Below are 18847 nucleotides of genomic sequence, written 5' to 3' on the forward strand. Positions count from 1 at the left end.
TGAGAAGATGGAACATACTCAACAATTTCTTCAATTGCTTCGGCAAATAAGAAAAAAGCTCTGGGTCAATCAATTAAGGTATTACAGTCAGCTCCTGCTTGTTTATGCAGGAGTCTTTGCCCTATGCATCGTCTCGACGGCAGCCTTAGTTGTAATCCCCTATTGGGAAAGAATCCTATGGGGAGGTTGCGCCTCTGTTTTCATTGGTGTTGCGTTATTGTTTTATCGAAGAAGAGCCACGTTGAAGGACAGTGCCTTAATCTATGATAGGTTCGTGGACGACAATCGTGTAACTGCTGCTTATAGTAGCCTTCACAGTGGCCATGCCCTATCCTCCTTGGTTGTGCATGATGCTTTGAAGAAGATGAAAAGGGTTCATCCGGAAGTATTGAAATATGGAAAGAAGAGAATCAAGCCTTCATTCCTGTTATCAAGCGGAATTCTTATCTTTTTATCCTCACTGATTTTAACTCAATGGGATGACTCTTTTAAAGAAGCGAATCGGATTGAGAAAGAAAAGGAGATCATTGCAGACTCAAATAAGAGAATAGCAGAACAGGCGAAAAAGAAAGAAAATGCTTCTATAAAAGAAAAGTTGTTGAAAAAAAATGAAGAGCTCGAGAAAGTAAAGGAAGCGACCAAACGATATGATGAAATAATCAAAAAAGTTAAAGAGCTCGAGTTTCAGAAGAAATCAATAGAAAAACAGAATGAAAAGCTGCAGGAAGTGAAGAAAAAGATAGCAAACATAAATGGAGAAAACGTAAAAAAAGCACTTCAAGAAAAAAATAGCGATAAACTTCAGCGAGCTTTTAATGAAATGACAAAAGAACAAAGAGACCAGCTTTTAATGGCTTTGAAATCACAGGATATTGCCTCCTTGGAAGAATTATCAGGATTAATGAAAGAACCGAATAGCGTAGAAGAACAATTAGATCAACTTGCTAAACTTCAAGATGAACTACAAAATGAAGCCGATCTCTTAAAAAATGCTATCGGACAGAGTGATACAACAGGCTCAGATTCTTTGGCACAGAATTCCGGAAAAGCACCATCTAATCAGGCGAACAGTAAGTCACAGGCAAATAAGGATCCTTCTTCATCTGCAAATGGAAATCAATCAGGCAACAGTGCTTCAAATTCACCTGGCCAGGGAGGTAATGGAAATGGTGCCGGAACTGGAAACGGTTCTTCCCCTGGAGCAGGAATCGGAGCCGGCAAGGGGCAAGGATCAAGAGAGATGCTTTCAGTCCCGGAAAAAATCGAAGGACAGAACCATATTGAACGGGATACGGGAAAATTAGGAGAGGGTGAACGTGGAGAGCGATTTGAGAGCAATGGACCGGTACAAAAGGGAACCCTTCGTCCATATGAAGAAGTGTATCAAGACTATTACTCTTCTTACCGGAAGTCGTCAGATCGATCCACGATTCCTGAAGATTTAGAGAATATCGTACAATCCTATTTTAGTGAGATTGATCCAGGGGAGTTGGTAGAGTGAACATAGAAGATAAGGAACAGCCATTTAAGAGAGCTTCTTTGAAGATAACAGAAGTAAAGGAAGAGGTTCAGCGCTTTATCGTAGGGCAGGAGGAAATTGTAGAGGGGGTGCTTTGGTCCATCCTTGCAGGGGGGCATACTCTGTTGGAAGGCTTACCCGGATTAGGGAAAACGATGTTGGTGCGCACCCTTTCGGATGTTATGGACCTTAGCTTTTCACGAATTCAGTTTACCCCGGATCTGATGCCTACAGACATCACGGGAACAATGGTCATGAAACACAGCCGGGACGATCAACATCCATTTGTTTTCCATCAAGGTCCTTTGTTTCATCACTTGGTGTTAGCGGATGAAATCAACCGTTCGACTCCCAAGACGCAAAGTGCCCTTCTTGAGGCAATGGCTGAGAACACTGTCACGGTGGTAGGCGAAACGATGACATTGGAGAAGCCCTTCTTTGTCTTGGCCACACAGAATCCCATTGATCTTGAAGGAACGTATCCTCTACCTGAAGCACAAATGGATCGGTTCATGTGTAAAATCTTAGTATCCTATCCTACTAAATCAGAGTTGAAACAAATTATTCAGCGTACAACAGGAACCGATGACATCGTTCTTGAGAAAAAGCTGAATAAAGCTGAATTATTAAATATTCAGGGTCTGGTGAAAGAAATTATGGTCACAGATGAAATGATTGACTTTGCCATTGATCTTATTGATGCAACACACCCGAAAAGTGAAAGAACAACGGAAAGGATCAAACAATATGTTGAATTTGGAAGTGGACCAAGAGGGCTTCAACATGTCATCCTTATGGCCAAAGCGAGAGCATTAACACAAGGCAGGTACCATGTTTCCATGGGGGACCTGAAAAAGGTGGCTCCTCTCGTATTGCGGCATCGTATGATCCTGAACTTTGAAGGGGAAGCAATGAGTGTTGGAACGGATGAACTCATCCTTGAAATGATCGATTACGTTCAAAAAGGTGATAGTCGGTGAAAACACTTTGGCACAGCCAGTTTCTAGCTCAATTGAAAAGGCACAGGATTACCAGTAAACGATTAAAGAGCGGTCATCATAAAGGCTCCCGTCTCGCAACCAATCATGGGAGTTCCCTGGAATTTTCCGATTATCAAATGTATGAACTTGGGGACGATGTAAGGCAAATCGACTGGAATGTGTATGCCAGAACGGAAAAGGTATATATCAAAAGGTATCTGGATGAAAGAGAAATAAAGGTTCATATTTACCTTGATTGCTCGAACTCCATGTTAATAGAAGATAGAAAGTGGAAGAGAGCAAAAGAATTAGCTGGAGCACTTTCATTTTTAGCTCTTTCAAATGATGATCGGCTTTCATTGCTTTGCATGGGAGTTCATCACCAAAAGTGCTTTAGGAAAAAAGGGGCACGGGACGCAAAAGCGATTCTCCATGACATTCAAGAGCTTTCCCTTGACTCTTCAGGGGGAAATGGAGTCTCCTTTTTTGAGGAAGTTGGAAAAGGGGTACGAAAAAAAAGCTCTGTTTCCTTTATTCTTTCAGATGGACTCGAATCACTCTCAGTGATAGAGGAAGCACTCAGAAAACTTACGATTAAAAGAGAAATGGTTTATTTTATTCAACTCCTTGATGAAGAAGAGCTAACGCCATCCTATCAAGGTGATGTCAAATTATTAGATAGTGAAAAACACCGGGAAACGAATGTTTCATTAAGTCCCAGGATGGTAGAGCTCTATCAGGAGCGATTACTGAACCACAACAAAGAGATTGAAGCATTATGCAAAAAATGGGGGTTTGGCTATATCCAAACAAGTTGCCTGCCACCCTTAAACGAAGTATTCTTTAAAGATTTCAAAGAAAATGGATGGATCCGCTGAGGTGATATGATGGGAATAGGGAATCCAATCTTTTTTTTATTTTCTTTTTTTATAGCCGCTGTTATTTTAATGTATTTCTTTCGAAAACAATACAGAGATCAAGTTGTTCCTTCTAATCTACTATGGGAAGAGGTTATGAAGGAATGGCAAGCTTCTCCATGGTTTCATAGATTACAGAAAAATCTCTTACTTCTTTTACAAGTTCTGATCCTTTTCTTCTTAATGATTGCCCTGGTAAAGCCTTACACATTTAACGAAATGGCCCAAAAGGATCATCTCATTATTTTACTCGACACCTCTGCCTCTATGAACGCAGTGGTGAACAATCGATCTCACTTTGAAGAAGCAAAAGAAGACATTGAATCATTGATTGAAGGATCAGATGGAAAAGTAACCCTATTAGGAGTGGGGAAATCTGTAACCACCATTGTCTCAGAAGAAACAAACGACCGGGTTGTTCTCAATGGTTTAAAGAACCTTCCATTATCTAATGACAACGAAGATATGAAAAAAGCGATTCACCTTGGAGAGGCATTGGCCATTGGGTCGGAATCAATCATCCATATCTTCTCGGATTCAATGGAAAAAGAGGATTTTACAGAAAAACTTACCAGTCCTATTCAGGTACATAATCTTTTGACTAATCCTGTGAATGTTTCCCTTACAAGTTTCGGGGTTGAACGGCAGGGATCTTCTTATAAAGGAGTCGCTGTGATCGAAAACCAAAGTGATGTATCACGAAGGGGTCACCTCTCCATTTACGATGAAAAGAAAGAAATCTTTTCAGTGGAAGTGACATTGGATTCAGGTAAGGAAACCGTTGTTCCATTATCTGACCTTTCCCATAGCCCGATTTATAAGGCGGTCATCGATTTTAATGATGATTACAAGGAAGATAACAGTCTTTCAAGTATCCAGGCCGCTTCAAAACCAGCCATTCACGTCGTAGGGGAAATTAACCCTTTCTTATTAAAAGGATTCCAATCGATCGGTGTTGACGTGAAAACCATTGAAGAGGATCAAAAGAAGTCCGGGGGTGAGATCATCCTGACCACAAAGGAGAAGTGGCAGCAATTATCGGTCGAGAGCCCTGCCATGATTGTTCCGACTCGGTCAAAAGAATCCACGCCTCTGAAACACGGGATTCAAGCAGCGAATGAAGATCCCCTATTAAAACATGTTGACCTGGAAAAAGTGTATGTGGAAAAAGTGAATTCCATTCAAATTAAGAATCTCCAATCAGTTGCCACAGGTGATTCCATTCCTCTCATACAGAAGGGAGAAGTGAATGGTCAGAAGCTGGTCCTGTTAAATCTGCACCTTAACGAATCAGACTTCCCATTACATCCGGGTTTTCCGATCTTTCTTTATAATTCTTATCAGTTCTTATCAGAAAATCACGGTTTTCTAGGCTATTATCAACCCGGAGAAGAGAGGACAATACCTCTTTCTGGTGATAAATGGGATATATACTCCACTGAAGGTGAGTTTGTAAAAGAATGGAATGGGGAGGGAGTGTTCAAGGCACCCGAAGCCCCGGGAGTATATCAGGCTATACGAGGTAGTGAAACGAAATATTTCAGTGTGGTACTTGACGATCGTGAAAAACAATTATCAGAAGGGTCCTCTTTTTCACTTGCACCCACTAAAGAAATGAAAAATGAGGAACCAAAGAGCATTCCCCAAACCCTTTCTGTCTGGTTTCTAATCTTGGCGATTCTATTATTATTCATCGAATGGGAGGTGTATAGACGTGGGAATCGAATTTAAAGAAATCCTTTGGTTATGGCTAATGATTCCCCTCGGGTTTGTACTCTTCCTATTTGCCAAACAGGGATTAAAGAGGAAGGAAAAACTGCTCGTCCTCCTATTAAGGGGATGTGGGATGGGTCTATTGATCATAGCCCTTGCTAATCCGTTTATTGTGTTGCCGGATAAAGGAAGGTCGGTAATCATTCTAGCTGACCGTTCTGCATCTGTGGCGGATCAAGAAAATCACATCCTGAATCTGATCAATCAAGCAACCAGAACCACGAGGGAGCATGATGGATACGGAATCGTTGCCTTTGGAGAAAACTCGGAAATTGAACGAACCATTTCACCAGAAAGAAATCACATCGATCAGTTTGCAGGTGAGATCAAAGAGGGGGAAACAAACCTCGAAGAAGGACTGGAATACGCATCGAATCTCCTTACCCGTGGAGGAAGGATCGTCGCCATCACTGACGGGAGGGAAACGACGGGTTCTGGGGGGAATGTCATACCTTTACTAAAGGAAAAAGGGATTGAAGTGGACTGGATTCCCCTTTCATCGGATACAAAAGAAGACGTCGCTGTAACGAATGTTGCGACGCCCTCCATCCAATATGAGGGAGAAGAAACAACCATAAACGTTAATGTGTACAGTACAACAAAAAAAGAGATAGAGATCCGGATATCCTTAAATGATCGATCAATCATTAAGGAGATTGTACAAGTGCAAGAAGGCGACAATGAATTTCAGTTCAATCACGTCGTAGGTGAATCGGGTTTATTGGAATATAAGGCTGAAGTGTTTACTGCAGGGGATGGAAGCAAAGAAAATAATACCTTATACAATCTCGCCCGTTCAGAAGGTCCAGCCAAAGTTCTCCTGGTGGAAAACCCTTCTGGAGAAAGTCCATTAACTCCCCTACTGAAATCATCTGGGTTTAGCGTCGATTCATACAAACCTGAGCAGTTACCGGGAAAGCTGACTTCCTATCTGCAATATCAGACGATTCTATTTGATAATGTATCTGCCACAAGCATCCCTGAGGAAAAAATGCTCCTCATGGAAAAAAGCGTCAAAGAATTTGGGCGAGGATTTATCATGTTTGGCGGAAGCGACAGTTTTGCCCTTGGAGGATATTTTAAATCACCGATCGAACGATTGCTGCCCGTCGATATGGATGTGAAAGGGAAAAAGGAGCTTCCATCTCTTGGTCTTGTCATTGTTCTCGATCGATCAGGCAGTATGAATGGTCACAAGATTGCTCTTGCAAAAGAAGCAGCGGCGAGAACCGTCTCTCTTCTAAGAGATAAAGATACGTTAGGAGTCATTGCATTTGACGATCGACCATGGGAAATCGTCGAGACGAAACCACTTTCTGATCGTAAAAAAGCAGAAAAGCAAATACGTTCCATTTCTCCTGGTGGGGGAACAGAAATCTTTTCCTCCTTACAGCAAGCGTATAAAAGTTTAGAAGATCTACCTTTAAAAAGAAAACATATTATTCTTTTAACGGATGGGCAGTCTGCGACGACAGGTAGTTACCAGTCACTTGTAGAGGATGGTCACGATAAACAAATCACGCTATCCACCGTCTCAATCGGTGAAGGAGCAGATAGAGGTCTGTTAAATGATTTGTCCCAATGGGGAAAAGGTCGATTTTATGATGTTGTCGACGCCAGTGTGATACCGAGTATCTTAACAAGGGAGACTGTCATTACTACAAGGACCTACATTGAAGACAATCCATTTTATCCAGTGATTTCTTCGTCAAAATGGGAATCTTTATTCACCGAGGGCATTCCGCAAATGAATGCCTATATTGCCACAAGTCCTAAAGGAACTGCTCTAGTTGAAATGAAAAGTGAAAAGAATGATCCAATCTTGGTCTCTTGGAGATATGGTCTTGGGAGGACATTTGCATTTACTTCTGATACAACTGGAAAATGGACAGGGGATTTCATCAGGTGGAAAGGATGGCCGACGTTCGTTAATCAGCTTGTTACACGATCGTTTCCTGATATTCACTCCAACCCGTATACCATTGATGTGAAGGACGATCGGGGACGTACTCAGCTAAAGCTTTCGTCACCTGCGGGAGATGTCTCACAACTTGAGGTAACGGCACTTGATGAAAGTGGAAAAAAGATCCCTGCAACGACAAGAATCAAGGCTCCGGGAGACTATGAAGTCGAATTTGAGAGCCGGTTATCTCCTGGACTATATCATATGAATATCTCTAAGCCAGGTGAAGAGGGTGGAAGCTCATTCCAAACAGGCTTTTCGGTTCCATATTCGAAAGAGTACTCCTACAAAGGGGGAACCCGGACACTTGACGAGATAGTAGAAGAAACAGGGGGGAAGAGGTATTTCTCTACTAAAGAAGTCTTTAGAGAGTTTGAAACCAAATCATCCAGAGAACAATCGACTCAATTTCTCTTTATTATTATAGGCTTTCTACTCTTCTTTGCTGAAATTGCCATTAGAAGGTTTGGATTAGGCAAGATAATGGGAGTTGTTAATAAGCTTAAAAGAAGAATACCCGCTTCCGTTCCTAAAGAACAAACAAGCTTTGAACAACTTGGCAGAAAAGTGAAACATAACCGCAAGCCGAATGGGTGGGAGAAACCTATAAGCAACAAGCAGCCTATTCCTAAAGTTTCAGAGAAAAAGGGGCCGATAAATAAACCCAAGGTTAAGCAGAAGCCTCAAGAAACCAGGGATGATGATCGCCTTCAGCGTCTACTTGAAGCAAAAAGGAGAAGAGACAAATAAAAAAGAGAAGGCAGGCGCCTTCTCTTTTCACTTTCATCAGCCTTCCTTTTTCTCGATGTAAACCTGATGAGGGTAAGGAATTTCAATTCCATTTTGATCAAGAGCTTCTTTTAGAGCTTTACGAAGCTTCCGTTCCACTCCCCATTGCTCCATGTTTTTCGTTTTGCATAACACTCTCAGTACTACATCGGAAGCGCCAAGTGTCTGAACACCTAGCACATTTGGTCCATCTACAATATTGTCATCTTCTTGAGCGATCGAGTCACAAACCTGCTGAAGTACTACCATCGCTTTGTCAATGTCATCATCATATGAGATCCCGATATCAACAAGTGCCCTCATATTTCCGCGGGAATGATTGCTGACGCTCGTAATTTCTCTATTTGGCACAAAATGAAGAGTGCCATCGAACCCACGAATATGAGTCGTTCGTAAACCTACCTCTTCTACAATCCCTGAGAAATTTCCAGTGGAGACGTAATCTCCTACATCCACTTGTTTTTCCAATAGGATAAAGAATCCTGTCACTACATCACTTACTAATCCTTGAGCACCAAAGCCGACTGCAAGTCCAATAATTCCTGCTCCTGCAAGAATCGCCGTCACCTGGATACCAAAGATTTGTAAAATCGTGACAAAGAAAACAAAAATCAAGATGTATCCGATTATATTTTTTGAAAGACTTTGTAATGTTTGGGCGCGACCTTCAGAAACTTCATTTCTCTTTCGGTACTTATCAAAGACTCTCTCAATCACTTTGTTAGCCGCACCTTTCACGATAATGAAAGCGATCCAAATCGCTACTATCTGTAAGGCGCCAATTCCGATCGTCACCAATAGACCGCCCCAATTAAAATTGGAAAGTCGGTCACTTAAAGCACTAAGACCAAGTATGTAATTCAATCCAAAACATCCTTCCTTTTAAATAATGACCATTCTAGTATACACAATTCACCATAGGACATGTCAAAGAGTATATCAAAAAGCATATTGTTTTATTCCCCAGTTGAGAAATGGTAAACTTATGTAGATGTTTATTCGAGGAGAAAAGTGAGTAAACTTCTATATAATTGGGAAAACCAAGTAAGGGATGCAGTCATTAAATTATAATCATTTTAATATTAAATTGATTATAATTTAACATTGACTTAAAAAAACTAATCCTTTATAATGAAAATTGTGATTTTGAAAGGACAGGCTGTCACGTCTTCCTTTCTCAGGTAAAATATTTCATTAAAACTCATTGGAGGGATTCACTCATGGCAGAACGCATGGTAGGCAAACAAGCTCCACGATTTGAAATGGACGCTGTATTGCCAAACAAAGAATTCGGTAAAGTGTCACTCGAAGAAAATATGAAAAACGGTAAGTGGACAGTATTGTTCTTCTACCCAATGGACTTCACTTTCGTTTGTCCAACTGAAATTACAGCAATGTCAGACCGTTACGATGAGTTCGAAGATTTAGATGCAGAAGTTATCGGTGTTTCTACAGACACTATTCATACACACTTAGCTTGGATCAACACTGACCGTAAAGAAAATGGTCTTGGTGAGTTAAGATACCCATTAGCTGCAGATACAAACCACAGCGTATCCAGCGAATACGGAGTCCTAATTGAAGATGAAGGTATTGCTCTTCGCGGACTATACATCATCAACCCAGAAGGGGAACTTCAATATCAAGTAGTATTCCACAACAATATCGGCCGTGACGTTGAAGAAACTTTACGTGTTCTTCAAGCACTTCAAACCGGTGGACTTTGCCCGGCAAACTGGAAGCCAGGTCAAAAAACTTTATAATTTTCAAATGAATAAAGGCCTAACCGTTTGTTAGGCCTTTTTCTTATCATGTTGATTTTTTCAGGAGTAGTACAAATCCATCCTGCGAACAATAGAATTAGGATCGATACAAATTAAGGGAGTGTATAATAATGAAGCTTCGTGAACCGATGCCGGAATTAAACGGTGCTACAGAATGGTTAAATGGAGAAGTGAAAAAGGGAGAGCTGGTAGGAGAAAAGCCGACACTTATTCACTTCTGGTCCATCTCATGTCACCTGTGCAAAGAAGCCATGCCACAAGTAAATGAATTTCGCGATCAATACAGCGATAAACTGAATGTTATGGCTGTCCATATGCCACGGTCCGAGGATGATCTGAACCTGGACGAAATAAAGAAGGTAGCAGCTGAGCACGATATCACTCAGCCAATCTTCGTAGACAGTGAGCATAAACTGACAGATGCATTCGAAAATCAGTATGTGCCAGCTTACTATGTATTTGATAAAGACGGGAATCTTCGTCACTTCCAAGCGGGCGGAAGCGGAATGAAAATGCTTGAAAAGCGAGTCAATCGTGTGCTCGATGAAATGGAAAAAAGCGAGTAAGTTCAAACGAAATATGTGGGAATAGATCGGTCAAAAGACCGATCTATTTTTTTGGATTCATTTTTACAATTAATATGAATAATAAGACTAGAAGGATAATTCATAAAAAAGTAAAAAATTCTAAAAAAGGGTAGATAAATATTTCGAAAGCCGATATATTTATTAGTACGTTCTTTTTTTATGCAACGTTGAAGGGGGAGAAAATATGGATACTTTTAAAAAATTGAAAGCCTTTTATTGGCCATATAAAAGGCATTTTATCATTTCAATGATTTTCTTGATTTTTGTTACACTGATCACTGTAGTCTATCCAATGATCTTGCAAATCACGATAGATGATGTGATTCTGCAAGGGAACTATCAGTGGATTCCATACTTAGCTTTTGGATTTATCGGCATTATGATCGTGAAAGGCGTTGCCACATTTATTCAACAATACCATGGGGATCTATTCGGTATAACCTCAGTTTATCGAATGAGAAATGAACTGTATGAAAAGCTTCAGTTCCTTCCATTCAGTTACTATGATAACGCCAAAACGGGGGATCTGATGTCCCGGTTGACGGCAGATGTAGAAGCATTCCGTTTCTTCTTATCCTTTGGTTTTTCCGAACTGCTTCGCTTTTTCCTTTTAGTAACGGTAAGCTTTGGTGTTATGTTCTATTATTCACCTCAGTTGACATTCGTTACCCTAGTATCGTTACCGTTTCTGGCAATAGCCGTATACAAATTTGATAAAGCGGTTCACCCTGCTTTCAGGGGGATCCGTAAATCATTCGGAAAACTGAATACCAATGTTCAAGAAAATATTTCAGGAATCAATACAGTAAAATCATTATCGAGAGAAAATCATCAAATCAACAAATTCAACCAATCAAACGGGGATTACAAAGATAAATACCTTTTCACCTCGGACATCTGGGCAAAGTACTTTCCGTTAATGGAGTTTTTGGGAAATGTAAGTGTGGTGACACTTCTCGCATACGGTGGTTATCTGGTGATGAATGGTAATCTTCAACCAGGAGAGCTGGTCGCGTTTTACAGTTTAGTGTGGTACATTATCTGGCCGATCATGAATCTTGGATTTACGATTAACCTGTTTTCCCAATCGAAAGCATCAGGGGAACGCTTACTCGAAATCCTTGAAGTGGACGAAGAGATAAAAGATCATCAAGGGGTTCTTCACGTCGATCGGATGAATGGTGAAGTAGAGTTCAAGCACGTGTCACTGAATTACACCGTTCATGATGAAGCTGCCCTCGAGGATATTACCTTTAAAGCTGAACCTGGAAAAGTCATCGGTCTGATCGGAGGTACCGGCTCTGGTAAAACGAGTATCACCCAGCTTATCACTCGTTTCTATGAACCTGAAGAGGGAGAAATTCTCATCGATGGACGGGATCTGAAGGACTACTCTTTAAAATCACTTCGAAAAAATATCGGCTTCGTACTTCAGGAATCTTTCTTATTCTCCTCGACCATCAAAGCCAATATATCGTATGGACGACCGGAAGCAACCATGGAAGAAATCATGGAAGCAGCAAAACGGGCACAAGCCCATGATTTCATTTCAGAATTACCCGATGGCTACGACACAAGGCTCGGGGAAAGAGGTTTAGGTCTTTCAGGTGGCCAAAAGCAGCGGATTGCCATTGCCCGTGCGATTTGTACAGATCCATCGATCCTGATCCTTGATGACGCAACAAGCGCTGTAGACATGGAAACTGAATTCAGGATTCAAAGAGCGCTAAAAGAAGTCATGTCGGATCGAACGACCTTTATTATTGCCCATCGGATTTCATCCCTCAAGCATGCAGATGAAATCCTTGTACTGGAAAATGGGAAAATCGTAGAGAGGGGAGTTCATGACTTCCTACTGAAAAATAATGGACCGTATCAACGAATCTATGACATCCAATACAAAGACCAGAAAAAAATATTACAAACTCAGGAAGGGTAGGTGAGAGGGTTTGAGTCAGAAAAACAAAGTGAACAAAAGTGTATTAAGCAGATTCCATTACTCTACAGATCAAGTGATCGATAAACCGTTTAACTGGGAACAACTCTACCGGTTATTAACGTATTTAAAGCCCTATTCTAAAAAACTTCTGCCCTTATCCATCATTACCGTTCTAATCACAACAGCAGTAAGGTTGATCGTACCTATCCTGATTGGGGTATACACATTAGACAAAGCAATCAGGCAGAAGGATTCCAATTTACTTTTTACACTCGTTGGAATTATCGCAGCACTCTATGTATTGAACTACGTTGCAAATGTGCTCAGGATCAGGTGGATGAATCAGCTGGGGCAAGGAGTTATTTATGATTTAAGAAAGCACTTATTCAGCCATGTTCAATGGCTATCCCATCGCTTCTTTGATCAGAGATCAGCCGGTTCCATCCTGGTTCGAATCATGAATGACATAAACTCCCTACAAGAGCTCTTCACAAACGGAGTTATTAATCTATTAATGGATATCATTCTACTCATTGGAATCATCGTCATTCTCTTTACGTTAAGCCCAGAGTTAACACTTGCCGTCATGGTCATTCTGCCAATCATGTTCTTTATCTCCACAAGCTTACGAAAAAACATCCGCAGATCCTGGCAAATGGTGCGTCTCAAGCAATCGAAATTGAACTCCCACCTGAATGAAAGCATCCAGGGGATCAGAGTCACTCAATCATTCACTCAAGAAAAAGAAAACATGGCCTTTTTTGACGGGGTAAACACCGAGAACTTCGATAGCTGGAGAACGGCCACAAAGAAAAATGCCATGTTCCGCCCACTGGTAGAACTGACAAACGCCATCGGGACAGCGGTCCTCATATGGTACGGTGCCCATCTGATCCAAGGCGGCTCACTGGAACTGGGAGAATTCGTTTCATTCGCCTTCTATCTGGGGATGTTCTGGGAACCCATTTCAAGGCTCGGTCAAGTATACAATCAACTACTGATCGGAATGGCTTCATCAGAGCGTATCTTCGAATTCCTTGATGAACAGCCGATTGTAAATGAAAAAACAAATGCGCTGAACCTGACTGACATCAAAGGAAGAATACAGTTTGAGAATGTAGAATTCTCCTATGATGACAAACGAAAAGCACTCCAGAACATCAATCTTGAAATGAAAGCCGGCCAGACCGTCGCCTTAGTCGGTCATACCGGATCTGGTAAAACCACGATCGCCAACCTGATCAGCCGCTTTTACGATCCAACGAAGGGTGAAGTGAAAATTGATGGGGTGAACCTGAGGGATGCATCGGTTTCAAGCTTACGGAGCCAAATCAGCATCGTCCTGCAGGATACCTTCATCTTCTCGGGAACGATCATGGATAACATCCGGTTCGGACGCCCTGATGCTACGGACGAAGAAGTAAAGAAAGCCGCCGAAGCGATCGGAGCTAATGAATTTATCGAAAAACTCTCAAATGGTTACGAAACCGAAGTGGAAGAACGAGGCAACGTATTATCCGTCGGTGAAAGACAATTATTGTCATTCGCTCGAGCACTCTTGGCGAACCCTCGTATCATCATATTGGATGAAGCGACAGCATCCATCGATACAGAAACAGAAGTCAAAATTCAAAACGCATTGAAACAATTGTTGAACGGTCGGACTGCGATCATCATCGCCCACCGCCTATCTACGATCCGTGAATCGGACAATATCTTTGTTCTGGAGAATGGAAGAATCAAAGAATCCGGTAACCACGATGAGCTGATGGAGCAACAGGGTGATTATTATGAGCTCGTTAAATCACAGTTCAGAATGTTGGATGCGATGTGAGTTAGGAGGACCCCTGCACTGGTGTGTGGGGTCTTTTTCGTTGTGGATATGGGAGGTGGTATAGGGGCGGTGGGGTGCTGGGGGATTTGTCGGAATTTGTAGAACGGTCGGTATCGTGAAAATATGGTTGATATCATGAAAAAACGGTTGATAAAATCAATTTTCGGTTGATAAACCAGAATAACCGTTGATAAATCTCTCTAACGGTCGATAAAAAAGCATCACTGAAATTATTCCGAAAAATAAAGGGGATTCTTGTAGGAAAGTAGAATACTATTATTACCAAATTGGAAAGGAATGATAATTTGATCATTAAAGTAAGAGAAATCCCCCTAATTATCCTCTATTTTGAAGCATTGTTAAGGAGACTTCCCCGAGAATCCAGCCTCAGATCTAAGACTAAGATTGAAGAAAACTTGCTCAAGGCTTGGGCAGGTTACCATGGAGAATGTAAAGTAGACCGACAATTGAGTACAATTGATAATCAACATATGCTCGTCCTTAACGATCTCTGTATACCAATGGTGGAGAGTTTCTTTCAAATTGATACTCTAATTCTCACTAGAAATTTTATATTGATTTTAGAAATAAAAAATATAGCGGGATCCATGGAATGCGGAACTCAATTTGAACAATTTTCCCGGACTCTTAATGGAGAAGTAACAGGCTTTCCCAATCCCCTCTCTCAAGCGAATAGATATAAGATACACCTCACACAATGGCTCCAAAAGAAAAACCTCCCTATTATCCCAATTGAATTTTTAGTTGTATTCACAAACTCTTCTTCATTAATATCTACCTCTAGTCAGTGTAAGGATACTTTAGGTAGGGCTATCAGAATAGAGAATCTTGTTGCAAAATTTCTTACCATTCAACATAGCTGCTCAAATCCGAATTCAATTCTTGAAATGAAGGAAATTAAAAAGATTGCCAATTCCCTAATGAAGGAGCATGCTCCATATTCTAAATTTAAACAACAGCATAAAGGAATCATACCCGGTGTAAGGTGTACCCGCTGCGATAGATTCAATATGGTACGTAACATGAGGTCTTGGTACTGTCCTGATTGTGGAGAATTTGACCGGAATGCTCACCAACAGGCCATTTATGATTACTTACTCCTTGTAAGCCCGATTATTACCAACAAACAAGCAAGAGAGTTCTTGGGTGTTGAATCGTCCAGAGTGGCCTATCTTCTACTAAATAACATGAACCTTACTTCACAAGGTAAAGGGAAAGGTCGAATCTACTCTCTCCCCAAAAACTTCACTCATCAATAATCCATAGTCCAAAGTCAAAATTAGTACCAACATCATCTTGAAAAACAAGCCCATCCCCACAAGCAACATCATTGCCAACCACCCCGAAAACCTCTAAAATAAAAGACAAATCGATGTTTGTGAAAAACGTCACAAAATATTCATGTTCAACACATCACAAACTCATTTTCAGGTTTTATAATGAACAATAAGTGATAAACAGTAGAAAAGAGCTGTTTACGATAGAAAGTAGATCAGTAGGGGGAGTATAGAATGGTTTTAGATGGTGTGATTTTGAGCAGGATGCTCACGTCGACAACCCTTGCATTCCATATTATTTTTGCGACGATTGGGGTAGGGGTGCCGATTATGATTTCCATTGCGGAGTTCATGGGAATCAAACGAAATGACCCTCATTACCTTTTGCTTGCCAGAAGATGGGCAAGAGGTTTTACGATTACGGTTGCCGTGGGGGTTGTAACAGGTACAGCCATAGGGTTGCAGCTGTCCTTATTGTGGCCTTCGTTTATGCAGGTGGCCGGACAGGTAATTGCCCTGCCATTATTTATGGAAACTTTTGCGTTTTTCTTTGAGGCTATCTTTTTAGGAATCTATCTTTATACTTGGGACCGCTTTAAGAATAAGTGGATTCACTGGCTGTTGACGATTCCGGTTATGATTGGTTCTTCGGCTTCAGCGCTGTTTATTACAACGGTGAATGCGTTTATGAACACTCCTCAAGGATTTGAATTAGAGGATGGGAAAGCGATTAATATCGACCCGATTGCTGCGATGCTGAATCCTGCGACGCCTACGAAAGTGTTTCACGTGTTGACGACTGCCTATTTGACGTCGGCTTTGTTGTTGGCGGCGATTACGGCATTCGCGATTCTTCGTAAAAAAGGCGGGGAATATCATAAGAAAGCCCTGCGTTTAACGATGGTTTCTGCTTTGATTTTCGCTTTTGCCACTGCTCTGGCAGGGGACTTATCTGCTAAATTTCTTGCCGAGTATCAGCCCGAAAAGCTTGCAGCAGCGGAATGGCATTTTGAAACGGAAGAGAATGCTGACCTGATCGTATTCGGAACGCTGGATGAAAATAATGAGGTCCATAATGAGATCCGCTTACCTGGCTTCTTAAGTTTCCTGGCCGGGAGTTCTTTTGAGACAGAGGTTATAGGTTTGAATGAATTTCCTGAAGATGAGCGGCCGCCTTTATGGGTTCACTATATGTTTGACCTGATGGTATCAATTGGGTTCTACAGTATCTTTATTTCTGCAGCATTTGTTTTATTCTGGAAGTGGAAGAAGCGGAATGAATGGAATAAACCGTTGCTATGGGGGATTGTAGCGAGTGGACCACTGGCGATGCTGGCGATTGAATTCGGATGGATTTATGCCGAGGTGGGTCGACAGCCATGGATTATGAGAGGGTATATGAAAGTGGCGGATGCGGCAACGAAAGCCGATGGAGTAGGCTTGACGTTTGCATTGTTTGTAGGTCTCTATATCCTTCTGGGTGTGATATGTGTGGTTGTATTGATTAAAATGTTTAAAGACAAGCCTGCAGAGGCGGAATTAGAACAACGTTTTCCTAAGAAAGCGAGTTAAGCAGATATAAAAGTACTCCTTCTTTTCAGGTGGCCTGAGAAGAAGGGGCTTCAAGCTTTAAGGGAGGAATGGGTATGAGTTTGGAAGTTGTGGGGATTACCGTATTGTGGATTTTCCTTTATGGTTACTTGATAGTGGCTTCGATTGATTTTGGAGCCGGCTTCTTCGCCTTTTATGGAAGATTGAAAGGCAAGGAGCATACATTGAACGTGTTGATTAGCAGATACCTTTCTCCGGTATGGGAAGTAACCAACGTCTTTTTTGTCTTCTTCTTTGTGGGTCTTGTCGGATTCTTTCCTGACACAGCCTATTATTATGGAACGGCATTATTACTTCCGGGAAGTATCGCCATCATATTATTAGCCATAAGAGGCAGCTTCTATGCTTTCGGAAATTACGGGTCAAAGGACAATATCGTATATTTGTTTTTATATGGGGCGACCGGGTTATTAATTCCTGCTTCCTTATCAACGGCTTTAACCATTTCAGAAGGTGGATTTCTGGAAGAGCAGGGAGATAAGGTGATCTTCCTCGCAAAGGAACTCTTTACCAGTCCCTATTCATGGAGTGTAGTGGCCCTCTCCATTGTGTCGGTGTTATTTATCAGTTCGACATTTCTAACCTATTATGCAAACCGTGCAGGAGATATGGACTCCAGGGAGGAATTAAGAACGTTTTCCCTGTTTTGGAGTGCACCTACGATTCTTGCAAGTTTATTAGTATTTGTATCGTTGAGAGAGCATAATGCAGAGCATTTTGAGAAGGCGATTGATATTTGGTGGATGTTTGGGTTGTCACTTCTTTGCTTCTTTGGTGCATCGCTAATGATATACATGCGTAAGAATTTTGGAACGGCATTTATATTGGTTATGCTGCAATTCTTCTTTGCCTTTTTCGGCTATGGTGCATCGCATTTACCTTATATTCTTAAACCGTTTATTACGATAGAAACAAGTGTGACGAATCCAACGATGGGAATGGCCCTGGTCATTGTCTTTATAGCAGGATTGCTATTATTGATTCCATCTCTATATCTGTTAATGAGGCTGTTTTTATTTGATGCAGATTATATTAAAGGCAAGAAATGATCGATTTACAAATCCCATCTAAATTTAATACAGAGTGCAACAGGGAGAAATTTCATTTTCTCCTTTTTTTTATGCTAAAATAAAGGATATAGAGAGTGCGGGGGGATGTATGGTGAAAAAAGAGTTTGTGGTTGTTGGTTTAGGACGATTTGGAGGCAGTATTGTCCGTTCATTATCAGATCAAGGCATGGAGGTTATGGCGATTGATCAGGATGAAGATAAAGTAAATGAATTCTCTTCCATTGCTTCTCATGCGGTAGTTGCAGATGCAACGGATGAATCCGTCTTAAAAAGCCTGGGAATAAGAAATTTTGATCACGTCATCGTGGCTATTGGAGACGATATCCAATCCAGTATCTTAACCACCTTGATGATGAAGGAAATCGGTGTGAAAAAAATTACCGTTAAGGCTCAAAATGATTATCATGAAAAAGTATTGCGGAAAATAGGTGCGAACCAAGTCGTTCATCCGGAACGCGATATGGGAAGAAGGATTGCTCATAACATCGTTTCGAATAATGTATTGGATTACCTGGAACTGTCGGATGAACACTCCATCGTAGAAATTGTGGCGAATGAACATCTGAGTGGGAATTCATTAATTGATTTGGATATCCGTGCTCAATTCGGTATCAATATCGTGGCGATTAAAAGACAAAAGGATATTATTGTGTCTCCACAAGCCGATGAACAAATTCGTGAGGGTGATATCCTGATTGTAATCGGTGCAGATACGGATATTAACCGCTTTGAAAAGAAGGTTTTATAATCATAAAGAAGAGGCTGACCTTATTATCGGGTCAG

General features: G+C 41.2%; 14 protein-coding genes. 13 read left to right on the top strand and 1 reads right to left on the bottom strand.

Going from position 1 to position 18847, the window contains the following annotated elements; all coding sequences use genetic code 11:
* Window positions 1–7: 7 nt before the first annotated feature.
* Genes ACOSV2_RS02160 through ACOSV2_RS02180 form a run of 5 tightly spaced genes read left to right on the top strand, consistent with a single transcriptional unit; the run spans window position 8 to window position 7902 of the window.
* A complete protein-coding gene (locus ACOSV2_RS02160; RefSeq protein ID WP_428973766.1) occupies window positions 8–1501 on the top strand; it encodes a hypothetical protein in 1494 nt (497 codons plus the stop codon).
* Complete coding sequence (locus tag ACOSV2_RS02165; protein ID WP_428973767.1) at window positions 1498–2499, top strand: AAA family ATPase; 1002 nt, start codon at window positions 1498–1500, stop codon at window positions 2497–2499. Before ACOSV2_RS02160 ends, ACOSV2_RS02165 begins: the two co-directional genes overlap by 4 nt.
* On the top strand, window positions 2496–3377 hold the full coding sequence (locus tag ACOSV2_RS02170) for a DUF58 domain-containing protein (protein ID WP_428973768.1): 882 nt from the start codon (window positions 2496–2498) through the stop codon (window positions 3375–3377). The genes ACOSV2_RS02165 and ACOSV2_RS02170 overlap by 4 nt, the downstream gene beginning before the upstream one ends.
* 9 nt (window positions 3378–3386) lie before the next feature.
* Window positions 3387–5147 carry a vWA domain-containing protein gene (locus ACOSV2_RS02175; protein ID WP_428974268.1) on the top strand — a complete coding sequence of 587 codons (1761 nt, stop codon included), beginning with the start codon at window positions 3387–3389 and terminating at the stop codon, window positions 5145–5147.
* The gene (locus tag ACOSV2_RS02180) at window positions 5131–7902 is read left to right on the top strand and encodes a VWA domain-containing protein (protein ID WP_428973769.1); all 2772 of its coding nucleotides are present in this window, start codon (window positions 5131–5133) and stop codon (window positions 7900–7902) included. The genes ACOSV2_RS02175 and ACOSV2_RS02180 overlap by 17 nt, the downstream gene beginning before the upstream one ends.
* A gap of 36 nt (window positions 7903–7938) precedes the next feature.
* Here the strand turns inward: ACOSV2_RS02180 and ACOSV2_RS02185 are convergent, their stop codons facing one another.
* The gene (locus ACOSV2_RS02185) at window positions 7939–8805 is read right to left on the bottom strand and encodes a mechanosensitive ion channel family protein (RefSeq protein ID WP_428973770.1); all 867 of its coding nucleotides are present in this window, start codon (window positions 8803–8805) and stop codon (window positions 7939–7941) included.
* 356 nt (window positions 8806–9161) lie between these two features.
* Here ACOSV2_RS02185 and ACOSV2_RS02190 point away from each other — a divergent pair, with 356 nt between their 5' ends.
* From ACOSV2_RS02190 to ACOSV2_RS02225, 8 genes are all read left to right on the top strand, one after another.
* Window positions 9162–9704, top strand: coding sequence for a peroxiredoxin (locus ACOSV2_RS02190; protein ID WP_113968382.1), 543 nt, complete (start codon window positions 9162–9164; stop codon window positions 9702–9704).
* Window positions 9705–9835: 131 nt separating this feature from the next.
* The gene (locus tag ACOSV2_RS02195) at window positions 9836–10291 is read left to right on the top strand and encodes a TlpA disulfide reductase family protein (protein WP_428973771.1); all 456 of its coding nucleotides are present in this window, start codon (window positions 9836–9838) and stop codon (window positions 10289–10291) included.
* A gap of 205 nt (window positions 10292–10496) precedes the next feature.
* Window positions 10497–12251, top strand: coding sequence for an ABC transporter ATP-binding protein (locus tag ACOSV2_RS02200; protein WP_397553880.1), 1755 nt, complete (start codon window positions 10497–10499; stop codon window positions 12249–12251).
* A 10-nt stretch (window positions 12252–12261) separates the two neighbouring features.
* Window positions 12262–14085 (top strand): ABC transporter ATP-binding protein, encoded by a 1824-nt coding sequence (locus ACOSV2_RS02205; protein ID WP_428973772.1) that lies wholly within the window; start codon window positions 12262–12264, stop codon window positions 14083–14085.
* Window positions 14086–14390: 305 nt separating this feature from the next.
* Complete coding sequence (locus ACOSV2_RS02210; protein WP_428973773.1) at window positions 14391–15365, top strand: nuclease-related domain-containing protein; 975 nt, start codon at window positions 14391–14393, stop codon at window positions 15363–15365.
* Between the two features lie 252 nt (window positions 15366–15617).
* Complete coding sequence (locus ACOSV2_RS02215) at window positions 15618–16955, top strand: cytochrome ubiquinol oxidase subunit I (RefSeq protein WP_428973774.1); 1338 nt, start codon at window positions 15618–15620, stop codon at window positions 16953–16955.
* A 74-nt stretch (window positions 16956–17029) separates the two neighbouring features.
* Complete coding sequence (locus ACOSV2_RS02220) at window positions 17030–18043, top strand: cytochrome d ubiquinol oxidase subunit II (RefSeq protein WP_428973775.1); 1014 nt, start codon at window positions 17030–17032, stop codon at window positions 18041–18043.
* A 112-nt stretch (window positions 18044–18155) separates the two neighbouring features.
* The gene (locus ACOSV2_RS02225) at window positions 18156–18812 is read left to right on the top strand and encodes a potassium channel family protein (protein ID WP_113968471.1); all 657 of its coding nucleotides are present in this window, start codon (window positions 18156–18158) and stop codon (window positions 18810–18812) included.
* The last annotated feature ends 35 nt before the right edge of the window (window positions 18813–18847 follow it).

Source organism: Rossellomorea sp. DUT-2, assembly GCF_052665285.1.